Annotated in this window: 11 protein-coding genes; all 11 read right to left on the reverse strand. The window is 33.4% G+C overall.

The window, feature by feature from the left end; genetic code table 11:
* Window positions 1–1,929: 1,929 nt before the first annotated feature.
* The 11 genes from ACF3OC_RS18075 to ACF3OC_RS18125 all read right to left on the reverse strand — a co-directional run bounded on the left by ACF3OC_RS18075 (window position 1,930) and on the right by ACF3OC_RS18125 (window position 15,767).
* The gene (locus ACF3OC_RS18075; RefSeq protein WP_094257352.1) at window positions 1,930–2,856 is read right to left on the reverse strand and encodes a hypothetical protein; all 927 of its coding nucleotides are present in this window, start codon (window positions 2,854–2,856) and stop codon (window positions 1,930–1,932) included.
* An 11-nt stretch (window positions 2,857–2,867) separates the two neighbouring features.
* Entirely contained in the window at window positions 2,868–4,529 is a 1,662-nt protein-coding gene (locus ACF3OC_RS18080; RefSeq protein WP_094257353.1) for an ABC transporter ATP-binding protein, read from the reverse strand.
* A complete protein-coding gene (locus ACF3OC_RS18085; RefSeq protein ID WP_392470299.1) occupies window positions 4,498–5,598 on the reverse strand; it encodes a nucleotidyltransferase family protein in 1,101 nt (366 codons plus the stop codon). Before ACF3OC_RS18085 ends, ACF3OC_RS18080 begins: the two co-directional genes overlap by 32 nt.
* Window positions 5,599–5,608: 10 nt before the next feature.
* Complete coding sequence (locus ACF3OC_RS18090; RefSeq protein ID WP_094257355.1) at window positions 5,609–5,875, reverse strand: PqqD family protein; 267 nt, start codon at window positions 5,873–5,875, stop codon at window positions 5,609–5,611.
* Between the two features lie 291 nt (window positions 5,876–6,166).
* Window positions 6,167–7,936 carry a hypothetical protein gene (locus ACF3OC_RS18095; RefSeq protein ID WP_392470301.1) on the reverse strand — a complete coding sequence of 590 codons (1,770 nt, stop codon included), beginning with the start codon at window positions 7,934–7,936 and terminating at the stop codon, window positions 6,167–6,169.
* A gap of 27 nt (window positions 7,937–7,963) precedes the next feature.
* Window positions 7,964–8,125, reverse strand: coding sequence for a hypothetical protein (locus tag ACF3OC_RS18100; RefSeq protein ID WP_220476782.1), 162 nt, complete (start codon window positions 8,123–8,125; stop codon window positions 7,964–7,966).
* Window positions 8,126–8,473: 348 nt separating this feature from the next.
* Window positions 8,474–10,876, reverse strand: coding sequence for a GumC family protein (locus ACF3OC_RS18105; protein ID WP_392470303.1), 2,403 nt, complete (start codon window positions 10,874–10,876; stop codon window positions 8,474–8,476).
* Window positions 10,877–11,639: 763 nt separating this feature from the next.
* Window positions 11,640–12,842: a hypothetical protein gene (locus ACF3OC_RS18110; protein ID WP_094257358.1), complete on the reverse strand. Its 1,203-nt coding sequence runs from the start codon at window positions 12,840–12,842 to the stop codon at window positions 11,640–11,642.
* An 81-nt stretch (window positions 12,843–12,923) separates the two neighbouring features.
* Window positions 12,924–13,670 carry a LytTR family DNA-binding domain-containing protein gene (locus tag ACF3OC_RS18115; protein ID WP_094257359.1) on the reverse strand — a complete coding sequence of 249 codons (747 nt, stop codon included), beginning with the start codon at window positions 13,668–13,670 and terminating at the stop codon, window positions 12,924–12,926.
* 10 nt (window positions 13,671–13,680) lie between these two features.
* On the reverse strand, window positions 13,681–14,376 hold the full coding sequence (locus tag ACF3OC_RS18120; RefSeq protein WP_169715194.1) for a histidine kinase: 696 nt from the start codon (window positions 14,374–14,376) through the stop codon (window positions 13,681–13,683).
* 440 nt (window positions 14,377–14,816) lie between these two features.
* Entirely contained in the window at window positions 14,817–15,767 is a 951-nt protein-coding gene (locus ACF3OC_RS18125) for a hypothetical protein (RefSeq protein ID WP_094257361.1), read from the reverse strand.
* Between the last annotated feature and the right edge of the window lie 515 nt (window positions 15,768–16,282).

Raw genomic sequence — 16,282 nt, forward strand, 5'->3', positions numbered from 1 at the left:
TTGATCTACATTAAATTTGAAGATTATGCTTTACCGATATTATTTGTAAGGTTAATTTAAAAACTTCATAATCTGGTCTCAACTCGACAATCTTTTCAAGTCTTTCAGCAGGTTATCATCAGTATATTGGAAAATTCAAAACAACTTTTCAAATCAAGTATGTTTCTTGTTGACTTTGACTTCTGGAGAAATGATAGATGTTGCTTCTTTCTTCAACCTTATATAGGATACTCCAATCTTTTTACAGGCAATCGATTCATTTCGATCAATTTTAAAAACCAATCCTATTTGTCAAGTTTTTAAAAATTTGATACCCCTCCATTTCAAGAAATTATTATACTATAACAAGCAGCAACAAAGATAAAGCAATTAAAAAAGTAAAAAATATATACCCATATAGTAAAAGCCTAATTATTTTACTTTCTCCTTCAAGAAAATACCCGACAGACAAGATGTACCCACTTACCCTTTGAGTAAGTTTTTTTAATTTCTGCAAATTATTCACTAAAAACATATTGAAATAAAATATAACTAAACACGCATTTCATGAAATCACTTTTAATTTATTAATTATTAAAACCTCACTTTTCCCAGTATCAATGTAAATCATTATTTCATATCCATCTATTATAAGAAATTAATGAACAAATGTTTATGGATAATTTTTATTTATCAATCCTGAATTTATCTTTAGATAAAGAAAAAATGATCCTTTCTACTCAAATATATCACTATTTTGAGAAGTATTTGAATTAACATATTATAAATAGTATTACATTATAGATGATAATAATATCCACGTAACACCTTGCCTTTAAGAAACAATAATGATGTGATAATTCAATGTTTATCGAATTAAGAACAAATCCAACACCTTTTTAAAAAGAATATTGAGAAATTAATTAAAATTCTTATTTTAGGTGCTTCATAGGTACAGATATTTGGTGCAATTGTGTTGTGATTTCAGCACTATTTATTTTTTTATATAAAAAATTTATATTTAAGCAGTTAGTTTAAAATTAAATAAACAGTCACCAAATATCGAATCCCTAGTCAAATTTAAGGTGTGACTTCTTTGAAAGGACTAGGGATTCTAATTTGTTTTCTGCTATGTTTTAAATTACACTTCCTGGTCTACATAAATTAATTTTGAGTTTAAAAAATCGTAGAAATTGTTGCTAGCATTACAGGTCAGGTTCATAACCTTATTTTTCTAGTTTCATAAAATCACCTTTACAGGTTAAAATTAAATACCAGAATTTGCGCATTTCCTTTTCAAGGTTAAAAAAAAGAATAACCCCCAAAAAAAACAGATCTATCTTAAAAATTGAAAAATGAAATCATCCGAAATAGCCTACAGGAGATTATTCCATTTTATTAAGAAAAAGGTATACTTCTAGATAGATATAATTTGGAAGTATTGACAAGTTATTGCAGTGCTGAGAAAAGAATAATGTCAAAATTAAATATGATTCAATAATTCTCCTATATAATATAAAATATTCCACAAAGTGAGTTTTTAAAATATTTCTAAAATCAAATTCACCCCATATTCCCAAACACCTAAAAAGGGTTAATTCGAATGTTTCGCAATCATTATTTTATTTTGTTCTCCCTGTAAAATCCATTTCATAATATGCTTCATTAAAAAATCAATGTTGAGTATTAAACACACGTGAACGACATTCTTTTCCCCACAAATTTCTATATATGTAAAATTTAATATCGATCAATTTATTAGGATCTATTAATATCTACCCAATGAGATTCCCTATAGCCTGTCTTGGCCAAATAGATAGTTATTAAATAAGAATATTGGTAACTGGATCAGTGTTATTAGGTCTTATTGGAAAGAGAAAACTTGTAACCTATGAAGGTGAATATAAAAGATGTATTTAGATCATTGATTTATATAAAGCACATATTTTATTAATCTACCTTTCCATCTAACAATTTCAAATTGTGCAATATAGCGGAATCGCCCTTAGGGGTGCATTTAAAATGAGCAATAGGAATATTTTTTACTATATATTCCATGATGTTTAACATTTGAGGATATAAAATATTATCCCATCTAAGTGCATTTGCACTTGGAAAAATAGAAAGTAGTGCTTGAGCACCCTTTAGCCAATTAAACCGAAGGTTTGGAGATTGTTCTAACCGGGTAATGCTAAATAATTTAACCTTTCGATTATTGTAACAAATCGTTTTACCACTCCAGGGGGTGCCATAAATATAAATTTCCCCATTTTGAAACACTCTTACGGCAGGACTGTCATCATTTAAAAGTTCTGTTCCTTCAATATGAGAAAGCCATAAATTACTATGAGTACTTTTCCCGGTTCCGCTTTTTCCTAAGAAGGCAAAGCCCATATCCCCCTTAATGACAACGGATGCATGAATGATGACGGTCCTACTGTTCAAACAAGCTTGACTAAAACTCACCATTATTAACCAGCTTAATTTAGTGGTCATATAAATTTCATCCAAATTCAGATGAATGCTTGAATAAGCAAAATCCTTTGAACTCTTCATTATCCACATATTTTCCGATTTTTCTGCCTGTATGCTGGTAAAATAAGAATCCGTACTCTCTTCGAATCGGAATCTTTGTTGCCATACTACAGAAATATCACTTAACAATGATAATTTCAGGCCTTTCAAGTTACATTGGGAATCTGTTATATCAATACTTAGAAGATTCGGTCCAAGTTTTGGTTCTTGAGTTTTAAATGGAATAAAACTAGGAAGAGCTTTATCCAAATCAATTCCTATACGATCAATTATACATATTGAATGCTCAGCAATTTTATAATAATTAAAACTAATCCTTGGGCGAATTTGAAATTCTTTCATACTAATAGTTTTTAACCCATTTTGTAAATGGAATTACAGAATCTACTTAATATTTTATCATGTGTTACAAAAACAACAATTTTGTCCCTACCCTTTTCAATCAGGTTTGTCACTAATCGCAAAGAGGTAGGCTCATCCAACGAGGAGGTGATTTCATCAAATAACCAGACATTAGAACCTTGCAAAATAGCTCGAGCGATTCCAATACGTTGTGCCTGTCCCTCTGAAAGCCCGTAGCCCCCTTCTCCCACAATTGTATCTATCCCATTTGGCAATTCAAATACAAAATCGGCACAAGCCAGGATTAATGCTTCACGAATATCATTCGCTTTATGAAATTTGTGAGAAAGAACCAGGTTTTCTCGAATGGTACCGCTTAATAATTTATCTCCTTGCGGAACGTACGCAAAGTTACATCTATAACTTTCTTTCATAAACAGTTCTAGGTTGCCTTTATGTAATTTCACACACCCCTCCTCTGGAGGGAAAAGCCCCATTATTATCCGCAATAGGGTAGATTTTCCTTTTCCACTAGGACCAAAAACAGCGACTGGCTGTCCCTTGTGAAATTCCATATTAACATCATTTAATAATGTCTCATTATTATATCTGAAGGTTATATTCTTCAATGAAATCCTATCAATAAAATCCAATTTATCCTCTTGAGTTGTTTCTTCAATATCTACTTGGAGAACGTCCATTACACGATCTAATGATGTGCGTGAACGAACCAGTATAGGAACATAGTTCATTAAGGTGATTAAAGGACCTTGGATTCTTCCTACCAGTTGAAGAAAAGCTGACATGGTACCAAACGTTATTTCCGCTGAATGCAACTTATTCACCCCCCATATAAATGTCACCAGGTAACTTAATTGCATTACTATACCTAAGGTCCCCTTTGAAAAAGTTGAGAAATCAAGAAGTTTTAACTTCTTCAAATATATTGATTCCTGATTTTTCTGAACTTTATCCCATCGCAGGGACTCCCAATTCACAGAACGTATAAACAAACGGTTTCGAAAATTTTCCTGTAAGACTTTTCCTAATTCTCCTTCTTGTTCTTTTAGTGTCTTGGTTAATTTCCGCAATCTTTTGAAGAATGATTTGGAAAGAATTATCAAAGGACAAATACCAACTAATAGAAGTGCTAGCAGTGGATCCATCCAATATAGTAAGGAAAGAGAAGCTATTATTTTTATAATTGTAATAATTACCGATATCCAAACATTCCCTAATAATTGAATTGTTTCTTGACTATCGACATTCATACGAACCAAAATATCTCCAGTATGCCAATCTGATGTTTGCTTCCACTTTGCATTCATCTGATGTGAGGTTATTTGATTCTGAAGGTTAATTAGCATAGCAGCCTTGGTACGTTCATTGAGTCTATTTCCTAATAAGCTCGTAATAAAAGAGGTAATTAGTGAAATAACCACCCAATAAAGACTTGTAGTCACATCTTGAGCATTTCCATGTTGCGCTGAATCTATAGCTTGTTTTGACATCCAAATAAAAAACAAAGTGGAAGCCAGAGAAAATACTTCTGTTATTAGATATATCCCCAATTGAAGCCAATAATGTTTGATAAACCCCAGACTCCATCTAATGTGTGATTTTACAGAATGATCCAAAATATTAGTGATGAACCTTACTAAATAAATGAACAAATGGAAAACAGAGAACCTCTATTGGTGCTAAAGGGTACAATTTTTTAAAATTGCTGAATAATCTTTTACTTCTTTTGACCCTTCCCCCGGGGTTATTAATATCTGGATTTTCAGGGTCATAAAATCCGAAATTTCCTGTACGTAATATATAGTCCTTCATCCAAGTTACTCCTTCCTTTTTTTCGACTTTGAATGGTAGTTTGTCTTTATTTAGTCCTAGAACATCGACTAATACCTGATGGAATACATGCGACCAATCCAGCATTCCTAATTTCTTATAAATAAATTTTAGTTCCTGACCATCGATTTGATCGGAAAATTTATGATAAAGAACAGCCGCATCGCAAAGTTGCCTCAATCCAATTCCGTAGGTGACCTGATGCTTCAAAATATGAGCATTTACTTGGATAATATTTAGCATTGGTGATGGAATCTCGACCTTAGAGTTTTCGAAATCTTTAATAATATTATCCTTACTTAATTCTATAATTAGTGTCTTGAGATATTTTAACACAAAAGGATTTCGAAGTTGAATCAATTTAAGGTGATGTTCTATTTCCACACCTTCAAAGTTGTAACCACTGCTATATGCAGGCTGCACATGAAAACCCTCTACTCTATTTTTAATTAATTCATTTGCTTTATTATAATCCTCCCTGGACGGAAAATACCAGTCAATGTCCCCACTAACTCGAACCTCAGGTTTATTATAATACATAGAGACACCATGACCTTTTTGTAGAAATGCTCTAATCTCATATTCTTGAAAAAGCCTACCTAGATCGGAAATGACTTTAGACATTTTTTCATTTTTCTCTTCAATATGTTGCAGACGGACGATCCATTTAAGAAGTAAATCTTGAGGGGGCAACAAAGGTTGTGGGAGTTGTTGAATTGCATCGGCCAAATGTCCTTCCACTGTCTGATGAAATGACATCAAAAAAATATCAATCCACATTTTCCTATCCAAGTTTTCAAAATAACTTTGTTGTATAGGAATTTCCCATAATGATGATTTTAGAGCTTCAAGAAAGGTTCGAATAGAACCTTCTCTTCTTTGATCTTCCATAATCTTTTGGTTATGTGATTAACTTTTCCGATTTAAATTGATAAATCAACTTTGAACCGTCCATATATGCTTGTCGGGGACTTAAGCCATAACGTTCCACCAAGAAAGTAGCAACATCATCTTCTGAGAAATCACGGCCTTTCATTTCATCCCATAAATAAGCCGCTGTTCTATTTAGTGAATATACTTTTGATAAATCTATCATTTCTTTACCTGGATCCACTATCATATATTCGTCTCCAATTTTCCTTAGTATTAAATCGCTTCTTAATCTCATGTTTTTTACGTTTTTTACTTCTCGATGAATTAATAAATAGGAGAAAACTGCTTGAAATCAGAATAATCAATAATGTCTCAATAGTAAATTCTTAAATTACATCCTTAAAGCCAATAAATAGCTTATTAATTACTTGCTTTTTAGCAGAAAAAAAATTAAGACAAAATACATTGAGAAACTTTAAATAATATTAAATTTTGCAATTGTATTATTTAAATAGAATTAATAAAGCGGCCCATTTTTGACCGGGCCGCTCTGATTTCGGGTTTTTCCCGGATATGTACACTTGGGTTATTTTCTTACGCAGCGAACATTTTTAAAGGTTGAACTAATGGCATTAAGTCCAAGTAGATCAACATTTGACAATAACTCTGCTGTACCTTGAGCACCTATAAAGTTAACACCTGCCAAAGTACGCTTATTTCTTGCATGATATCCCCAGGCACCGGCGCTAAGTCCAAGAATAGGAACATCTAATCCCCCATCATTCGTCCATAGAGCAGTTTCAACACCTCGAGAACCTCCTAGGTTAAGTAGAACTAATCCATCAGCCCCAATATCAGAGATTACACTAACATTGGTTACTTGTCCATTATAATAAAAGCGCAGAGCATTGGATGTAGTGCCAAAAGCAGTATTCCCAGAACCAGCGTTAACCTTATATTCAATATAAGTTCCATCACCCGTTGCATTGGAATTATCATAATTTTTAGCTGGCGCAGATACTAATAGCTGTAAAACATTTCCTAAAACATTCGTCAGGAGTCCATCTGATGTGGTTAAGGTCCCAAATTCTACATTAGTAGGTTGTCTCCAAACACCTTCAGGATAGACTAACGCACATGGATCTTTTTTACCATCAGTTGCAAACTTACGAGGAATAATACCTCCAAATGAGAAGTATCCTCTTCCATCAGAGGCTCCAGTAGCTTCATTTATAGCATAAAAACGGTATGGATTATGAGCATTTTCATAATATAAGTTGGATCTAGCCCATCGAGCAGTAGTTGACCCTTTTGTAACTGTTAATGGGGATTCTACCAAATTGGCTAATAACCGATGGCTTTCACCAATCACCGGTGTAACATCAAATTCAAATTCCCCTCCAGTTGTGAAGTTACGAGTAACACCATCCACGTGATCAATGCTGAAATTAGAAATTCCTAGCTTCACGTCTGTAAGGGGTGCAGGAGATGCTGTATAGGTCACAAATACTTTTCGGTCTCCATTTGCGTCGATATTTTGAAAATTTGACCAAGCAATGCTCTGTGAGTAAGGTGCTAAATTTGACCATTCGCCTGTTAATACATTGAAAGATCCTGTCTGAACATTCAATCCAGTTACAGTTACATTTCCGGTTGCAGCAAACTTGCCGAACATACCCATAGAGTTAAGTTCCACTGCGATTTGTGAAACCTTATGATCAAAAACAATAGCTAAAGGTGCGGAAGCTCCTGCTGTAGGAATTTCTATAGAACCAGTAGCATATAACACATCGTTTCCACCGGCCAAATCAATTTTGGGATCAGCAGGATCAACATCTGGAACGTTTACCTCGCTATTATAAGATAATGCATACCAATTATAAGTCTCTCCCGGAACAACATCAATTGTGCTTACAATGCTAGGATCCACCTCAAGCTCATTCGAACTTATTAACGTACTACCTTTATAAAGGAACAGACGGTATTTCACCCCTGTTTCCAGAACAGCTGCTTTTGCACTAGATGAAGAAGTTTTATTTGTCTTGTTGCGGATTGTTTCCATTTTGGCTCTGGTTTCAACTTTGTCATCGACTACAGCTTGAACATCGAATTCATCAAAGGATAGAAGATTTGCTTCTTTTGAATTCTGCAGTGAAGATTTTCGTGCTGAAGATTTTTTCTCAGAGTTCGATTTTAGTTCATTAATACCACTTACTTTAATGGATAATTTGGTCGGGGAAGTATTTAATTGATCTGAATCTTGTTGCTTACTGCAACTGAACATGGTTTGACCAACTGCGGCCAATAGAAGGGCACCTGCCACTCTAACGGCAATTCTTTTTGTTACGAATTTCATAATTGTTGTATTTAAATTAAAAATTCGTTAAAAATCTGAGTTTGATGTACCGCCCTCACCACCATTCCAGTCATTAACTGAAGGATCAGGGGATGCAGAACCAGATGCTGCCGCGATCCCATGTTCTAATTCTACGATGAGCACCTTCATTTCAGGCGCTTCGTACACTTGATTTTCCTTTTTTTTCATATGAACACTTGTTTTTGGTTAAATTTTTAGTTGAAATTATATTAATTCATAGTAATTTATTTTATTGAACATTTTATTGGATTCCAAGTGAGTCAATTCTTTTCGCAAGATCAAATTCGCCTCTATTAGAATATAATCGAAATTTTTGGTTACTTGATTAATTATTATTGATTTGGATAATAAAAAATATTAGTTTATTCCTGTTAAACTACAACAATATTAGATAAAAGTTTTTTCAAAAGCAAAATTTAACATTTTTTTTAGAGTTCCATTTAATTTAAAATATACGTATTTCCTTTTAACTTTGGGGTCTGAATTTAAATAGATTTCTAATTCTTCTAGGACCAATTAGTTCTTGGGTAGGCCCGTGACTTTTCGAATCCAGGTGTAAAGCCACCTCAATCCCATTTTGTTTGCCTGATCAGTATCACCATATCCGTAACCATATCCATATCCATATCCATACCCACTCTTAAAATCTACATCATTGAGGACCAAGGCCATATTCTTTAGTTTGCCCTCTGCATATAATTCTTTTGGTATTTCAGTCAATCTTCTATCTAGATAATCTGCACGACTTACATATATTGTTATATCTGCTGAATCTGCAATCAACAAAGTGTCTGTCACAAGGCTTACAGGAGCTGTATCAACAATTACATAATCATATTCCTGGCGTGCATAATCGATTATTCCCTTAAAATTACCATTCATTAATAGCTCGGCCGGATTAGGAGCTATATAACCTGAATAGACAAAGTCAAAATCGTATTTTTCAGGACATTTTAAAATCAGGTTATTTATTGGTGTAGTAGGATCAACTAAATATTGGGTAATACCAATATTATTGTGTTTCAAGTGTGATACTCCTAAATATTCAAGGACTTTAGGTGATCGTATATCAGCACCGATCAAAATCACCTTTTTCCCTGATTGAGAGAATATGCTAGCTAGATTAGTTGCTAGAAATGATTTGCCCTCGCCTGATATAGTGCTAGTGACATATAGAACCTTACCGCCCTTGATACTTTCGGCTCCAAGCATAAAGGAGATATTCGTCCTAATAATTCTCAATGCTTCAGCAAGTGGAGTTCTGGAGTTAGTCTGGACAATCTTTTCGGCAACTTTTGGAACCTGCCCTAGAATTGGTGCACCAATCAGATCTTCCAGTTCTTTTTTGGAGTGAATCTTATTATCCGTCAAAAATTTTAGATACAGAAATGAAAATGGAATTAAAAACCCAACTATCAAAGCCCCGCCAAATACATAAAGTTTTCTTGGTGATACTGGGCGCGTATATCCATATGCGTAATCCACCACTTTCAAATTTGCAGGAGTGGCTGAGGCATTTATCTCGTTTTCTTCTCGTTTTTGGAGCAAAAATAAATAAATGGACTCCACAACCTTTTGTTGCCTTGTAAGATCTCTGAAATGAAGTTCCTGATTAGGAAAATTTGACATCTTTCCTGCCAACATTTTTTTTTGGTTCTGCAAGCTGTTAATATTGACTTTTATAACATTTTCCATGTTATCAAGTGACACCTTCAAATTGTCTCTAAGGATTGATAAGTTTTTATCTAAATTAACAACAATAGGACTTTCATCAGTGCTAGAACGCAAGAGATCAGATCTTTCAAGGATCAAATCGTTATAAGTCTTGACAATGCTTTGAACGGTTTGATCTGTTAATCCTATATTAGATGGCAAGAGAGAAAATTCAGATTTAAGTGAAGATTCACGAATAATTCCCGACAGATAAAGTTGAGTTTGGTATTCTACTAATTTACGTTCCTGTTCGGAGGCATCTTTCATCAACAGCTGAGTTTGGGCCTGGATGTCTGCCAGTTCGTTATCTCCCTTAAAGTTTGCGATTCGAGAGTCTGCTGCTTTTAAATCTTTATTTATCAGTTCAAGCCTTGAATTGATAAAGATTGAAGTATTCCTAAAGATGCTCTCTTTATCAAAACTGCGGTCCTGATCATAATGCTGAATCAAGGAGTTTAATATCATTTCACCTTTAGCGGGCGAGGATGTCTCTATAGACATTCTTATTGCAAATGATTGTTCCTTGGAATTGGATTCAATATTTACTAAGCCCTGCAGAACATTGACGGAAAAATCCTTGGGTAAAACCTGGATTCGAATTTCCCCGTTCCAATCTGGATACAATCCCGTTGATAATATACTGATTGGCCCTAAGGGAGAGTCGAATTTTTGCCCCAATTTATATTTCCTTTTATCCGAATATTCGTCCCAAACCTGATACCCTTCGGAGTTCTTAAGAACCATTATTTCATAAACTACACTGTCCATTCTTGAATTCGAAGGCTCGTGAATAAACAACTGAATTGGGCTATCTTTTATTAATATTTCTTTTTCAGTTATTTTACCTTTAATAAAATAGCTTATATGAAGATCATTGGCATCGACCACTTTCCTGAGAATCCTCCTAGAACGTAAGATCTGAGTTTGGTCATTTACATATGCAGCAGAGGATGAGGTTCTACCGGCAAGATTAGCCAATTCAGCAAGTCCTGCCATTTCCCCAGAAGCTTGTTTTTCATCCTGCAGTAATATCATTGCCTGGGTATAGTATATCTTCTTAGCATAACGAAGGTACACAGCACCACAGAGTAAAGATAAAATAAGAAAAAACAAGAAAAATTTCCAATAATTGAGGTACAGCTCTATTTGCTGTCTCATAAGGGTTGCAGTAGCATCCTTGTTGTTAGGGCTAGAAAAATTATCCATACTAGAGTTAATGACACTTGGTAATATCTTAATCTAAGCACAATAATAGTATTTAAAATTTAAAATTGTAGCCTTATCTGGTTAAAAAAAGAAGTAAATGTTTTACTGATGTTACATGAAGGTAAATTTCCTGGCAGGCATCAATGTAATTGGAAACTTATGCTAAAAAACAAATATTTATTGAAAAGTCCCCCTTCTCATTCCAGTAAACTGAATTATGTAGTTAGACCTAAATAAAAAAAGTTAACCACATTAAAAATTAGGGGTTTTGCATGAATATCTGATAACAATTAACAAGGATGAAGGACTAAAAAAATTAATACTTCTTTATTTATGACAATCCCAGATAGGAAATAATCCATTAAAAAAATAAGGCCTTATCACGAATGATAAGGCCTGTTAACCAAGTGTTCATAATCCTCTAAGGAAAATGATGAACAAATATAGCGATGTGAAAAGAATAACAATTATTTAACGTAATAAAAATAGCTAAAGAACTACAGATTGGTTTTCTACGTGCAACCGAAGCAATATAATAACCTGGTAAATAGGAACTTAAATCTCTTTAAAAATGATTTCTTAATGTAACATTTTTTATAAGAACCCTTCATTATTCATTAGCTATAATTATCCTTAACAAAAAAATTAAATAACTAATATTTATCAAGGTTAAAATTTATTTCTTTGAATCCAATATTAACCTTTTAATCAATTATTCAGAACCAAAAACCAATAGATTTTAATTTTCGGATTAAATTAATTTTCAACAGCTTTTTACCTTTTCAATCATTATCTTCAATTTTTCAATTACTATTGCTTTATCTCTTTCTTCGGGATGGTAGGATTTGGTTCGCATTCCAGCAGGTGAAAGGTCAGTCCGATATTGGGATGATAAGAAAGGGACTATTTCATTATAAACTTGTGACAAGGATCTTGCCTGTACCAAGCCAGCCTCATCTACCGATCTTAAAATCAAGGCCATTTGATCAACTGATAAAAGACATTTAATTTTTGCAAAGCTATAAGGCTTGCGTTTTTTGTTTTCAGGAGGACTCCCATTTACAGAAGGGTTAAAATCATTACCAGAATGCATTTGATTTTGCAAGTATTCTATCTCAACATCAAAATAATTGTTCACGAAGTTATCTACTGTAATATACTTTGGATTAAGAATTACCTCAGGTTTACGATGTAACTGCTTAAATTCCCTTTGATAGTTCATTAAGGCAAGTAATTGGTCTGAAATTCTTTCTTTTCCAGAAATCTGTCGTTTGATTTTATCTAGCATCAAATTCATCGCCCTTTTACTATTAAAGTTCAAATAAATAACCAATCGATCCGCAGATCCAAATAATGAATCATTCTCTTGCCAATTCCATCCCTCTAAAGTTTTAAGAAGGAATATTTTGTATTCCAATGCCCTTTTATCGATTTTGAAAGACAAACCTTCTAGATTTACAAATGCCAAAGTCCTTCCCACGACCAGAGAAGACAAGCAACATGGAGGAATTGATTCTTTTAAACCCAACAACCTGCTTCTTAAATCATTTAAGACATTTTGAAGAATTGCTGGAGCTAATCTTCTATTTTGGCTCATTAATCTGCCGAATCTATTTTCCAATAAATTATTAATGTTTAATAATGATTTTGAAAGTAGTTCGAGTATGGTCCTAATTTCGGATCTAAAACTATTATCTGGTATCTGCATCTTTTGAATTTGTTCCAATAGGTAAACAGATTCTTCATAATGCTGCTGGATAAATACAAGATGTGTTTGAGAGGAAATACTACATACGGCTTTTTCCTTGATAATTTCTTGAAAAGATTGCATCTCAGATGAGATTTGTTCCTTAGTTTCAAGTACCCATTGGTGAAACATGAAATCTTCTTTGGGGAAATTACTCGATTCGATAATTTCAATCAAAGAATCAAAGAAAGAAAATTGATAATTTTTATGATTTTCCATTTCTAATTTATTGATCAGAGGAACTGTTGATATAATTGGAGGTCAATAGAATTATGTTATTACTACTTAATCTTATGAAAACTATACCACATTATGTTGAATAAAGTCTCTAAAGTCAGTGAAAACATTTAAGTCCCCTACAGGAATTTCATTTTTTACATGATTAAGCTTAATCATGTGTTTTTTATAAGAATTAAAGTATATGGAATTAAATATAAATCCTTTAGCACACTGAATAAACCAATTTCTGGGAAGCATATTTTTAATTTCCTGAAATGAACTATTACTTACCAAAGGATCATTTGTAAGATTGGTGTAAATAAGAACATATCTATTGGAAGCAGAAATGTAAAAAATATCTTTGAACCTAACTAATTTACGCATGTATCTAATAGGACCTTTAATATTAAAATAGGCATCGTAATGATCTAACGAATCTCTATCATTAAGCTCCGGGGAAGTAATCTGCATCTCTGTATCAAACCTTCCTAATGCAACTAGCAATCTGGTGTAAGAAACTGGTTTTAATAGTACATCTACAACATGGCGTTGGTATCCCTTGTCCTCAAATTCAGCAAAGGCCGTATAAAGGATAATTTTAGTTTTCATTTTTGGTAGAGCGGAGATAAAATCAAGGCCATTCATCTCTTCCATTTGAACATCTAAAATAACTAGATCCACCTTATTAAATCTTAAAAATGTTAATGCTCTGATAGGTTCGGTGAATGTTTCAAGGATTTTTACATTAGGAATCATTTTTAACCATTTCAAGAGGTGATCAATACATGCTTGCTGATCATCCACAATAATAACTGACCATTGTTTCATATTTCTATATTTAAAATTTAACAATTAGCTTGGTGGTAAACCATTCCTTTGTTTGTTCAGAACTAAAAGTATACTGATCTTTAAATACTAATTCCAACCTTTTGCGAAGGTTTCCCAGCCCCAATCCATGACTTAAAAGTTTATCTTTGGATCGCATAATCTTATTTTCTAATATTATTTGGTATCCTTGATTATCTACCCTTATCTCAAGTCGGGCGGGTTCTCCGATGTTATTAAACTGACCATGTTTGAAAACATTCATTATGAGTGTTAATAATCCGGTAGGTGGAATTAGTGCTCCCCTGGTATTGCCCATAATATTCCATTCTATATACGAAGCTTTTCTTGAAAATTCTTCTTGGATTGAAATATATCGGCGACATGCATCGATTTCTGAATAAAGTGAAATTAATCGTGGCCCTTCCGGAATACAGGAGACCATGAAATAGTGCATTAATTTATACATCTCCCCAACTTGATTCCTCATGGGCAATTCCGTTTTCATAAGTTGCTGTTCCCAAGCCTGAAATACATTGACAAGGAAATGGGGTGGTACCTGCTGAGACAATGTAAAATATTCAAATTGTTTCCTTTTGGATTCTTCAGAAATCCTGAGGTTCATTTCATAAATCCTTTCTTTACTAGCTCTTAATTTACTACTATACTGAAAATCCAAAATCGCCAAAAAGGTAAAGTGCCCAATCATAATTAAATAAATTTGAAGAAATTGCATTAAATTAAAGACACGTCCTTCCACCAGATACTTTCCATATATTAAACTTTGAGCAAAACTTCCATATGTCAATTCATAAAGCAAATAACCACTAAAACCATAAACTAAGGTTAGCCAAAATATTAGTACAAGCCATTTCTGGTTTGGAACAAACCTATTTAGGGAAAAGGAAACAGAATAAAATATAAATACAAAGAAAGGGAGTGAATATAGAACAGTGAGAAATGAAAGTCCAGAATTACCCATTAAATTGATAAGGTAAAAGTATATCGAATAAGCTGCCCAAAACAATAAATGTTGCTTAATAATTGGATTAATAGTAATAAACATAATAGGTAAATGGAGGTCATTGTTTGAGATTTTTACCCAAACAGAAATTACAATATATAAAAATTTGCATAAGAATTAAAATTTCAATCAAGCATTTCATTAAATTGAAACTCGCTTATTTGAATTACCCTATAGGAATATTTATCAAGCATAAAATAACATCCTGCTCTGGTAAAAGGGATAATTCTGTCTGAGGATTTCCATTTGCTAACATTTGAGATAGGCAAAAAATAGCGGTGCAGGTAGAACCAACCTTCCCAAATAAAGGGCTCTATTTTTAATTGTTCAAAGAATCGTTTATATATATCACCTATCGTTTGCTTGACAAACTTTTTTCTTTCCATTTCCAAATTACAATTATAAAACTCCAGTAAACTCAACGCCTGGAAACTGATTGGATTTTCAGAAGTATCTGTAACCAGATAAATCGGAAGAGCCAGAAGGTAAGCCATATCAAGAAATCCACTCCTGACCTTTATACTGGCATTTTGAAGTTCAACCCTGTGAACAGACTTATCGGAGGAGACATCAAAGGTGCCTCTTGCTCCATCAGCATATACAAAAACACTAACATTCTTTTCCACCATTGCTCGTAGTTTAAAGAATAAAGTAGGATCCTCGGCTTCAAGAAGAAATAATTTCCCTCCGGAGCCTCCCCCACGAATAAGCTTATGGTAATATGCTTGGTAATCATGGAGAACATTTTTTGATATTACCACGCACAAAGATATCCCTGAAGAAATTAAGCGAAGGGGTATGGTTCGGTAAGCGCCATAATGAAAAGAAACAATCATTGATGGAGAAGATATAATACGATTAAAAACTTCACTATCCTCAGGCAAACACTGCAATCCTTCTGTATGGTTATGTTGAGATTGCATTTTAGTGTAACGCAACAATTTGCAGAAGTCCTTTACACTACTCGCTAGATCTGAATCTCCCAGCATATGTTGAGCGTTTGCTGTAAAATATACGAATTCTCTCCACTGTTCCTTTCCGAGAGCTTCATACAATGATCGAAATGAATATTTCATAATACTATCATTATGGAGAACTTTAAGGCTTTAATAGGTTGTACAATTTCTAAGTTCCCTTGATTTACTGTGTGGAAAAATGGCTGCGTGCATAATTGATGCACGCATAGCCAAAAGATTAGAACGGAAAGACAATATTACATTTCCGATCGTCATCAGGATTATCTCCCAAAAATTCCAACATTTCCTCCATTGAGATTGGAGAATCAGAAAGAACTGTGGTGAAGTCCATGAGTGAAATCATTTCCATAATCAGGTCATCAAATGTTTTACCATAATCTGATCTCGCATCAGACAGGCGGCTTCATGCCATGAAGGCTTTATGATCGATCTCAACAAAGTTTACATTAAGATATGTTAGTTCCAAAATCCATGTATGAAGAGGCTATTTGACATGAATGAGTTACCATTTAGCTTAATTTTACTGACAAAACCTTGTTTTATACAAGGCAAAAGCAATTTGGAACGAAACGAAGTAAAATTAGGGCTGGGATTATGGAGTTTTATTTATTAGA

The sequence above is a fragment of the Sphingobacterium cellulitidis genome, from assembly GCF_043187465.1.
GTDB lineage: Bacteria > Bacteroidota > Bacteroidia > Sphingobacteriales > Sphingobacteriaceae > Sphingobacterium > Sphingobacterium cellulitidis.

Bases quoted from the DNA above. Each gene is read 5' to 3' on its own strand.
- ACF3OC_RS18125 (WP_094257361.1), bottom strand. From the start codon at position 15,767: ATGAAATATTCATTTCGATCATTGTATGAAGCTCTCGGAAAGGAACAG.
- ACF3OC_RS18090 (WP_094257355.1), bottom strand. From the start codon at position 5,875: ATGAGATTAAGAAGCGATTTAATACTAAGGAAAATTGGAGACGAATAT.
- ACF3OC_RS18095 (WP_392470301.1), bottom strand. From the start codon at position 7,936: ATGAAATTCGTAACAAAAAGAATTGCCGTTAGAGTGGCAGGTGCCCTT.
- ACF3OC_RS18105 (WP_392470303.1), bottom strand. From the start codon at position 10,876: ATGGATAATTTTTCTAGCCCTAACAACAAGGATGCTACTGCAACCCTT.
- ACF3OC_RS18100 (WP_220476782.1), bottom strand. From the start codon at position 8,125: ATGAAAAAAAAGGAAAATCAAGTGTACGAAGCGCCTGAAATGAAGGTG.
- ACF3OC_RS18110 (WP_094257358.1), bottom strand. From the start codon at position 12,842: ATGGAAAATCATAAAAATTATCAATTTTCTTTCTTTGATTCTTTGATT.
- ACF3OC_RS18085 (WP_392470299.1), bottom strand. From the start codon at position 5,598: ATGGAAGATCAAAGAAGAGAAGGTTCTATTCGAACCTTTCTTGAAGCT.
- ACF3OC_RS18115 (WP_094257359.1), bottom strand. From the start codon at position 13,670: ATGAAACAATGGTCAGTTATTATTGTGGATGATCAGCAAGCATGTATT.
- ACF3OC_RS18120 (WP_169715194.1), bottom strand. From the start codon at position 14,376: ATGATTGGGCACTTTACCTTTTTGGCGATTTTGGATTTTCAGTATAGT.
- ACF3OC_RS18075 (WP_094257352.1), bottom strand. From the start codon at position 2,856: ATGAAAGAATTTCAAATTCGCCCAAGGATTAGTTTTAATTATTATAAA.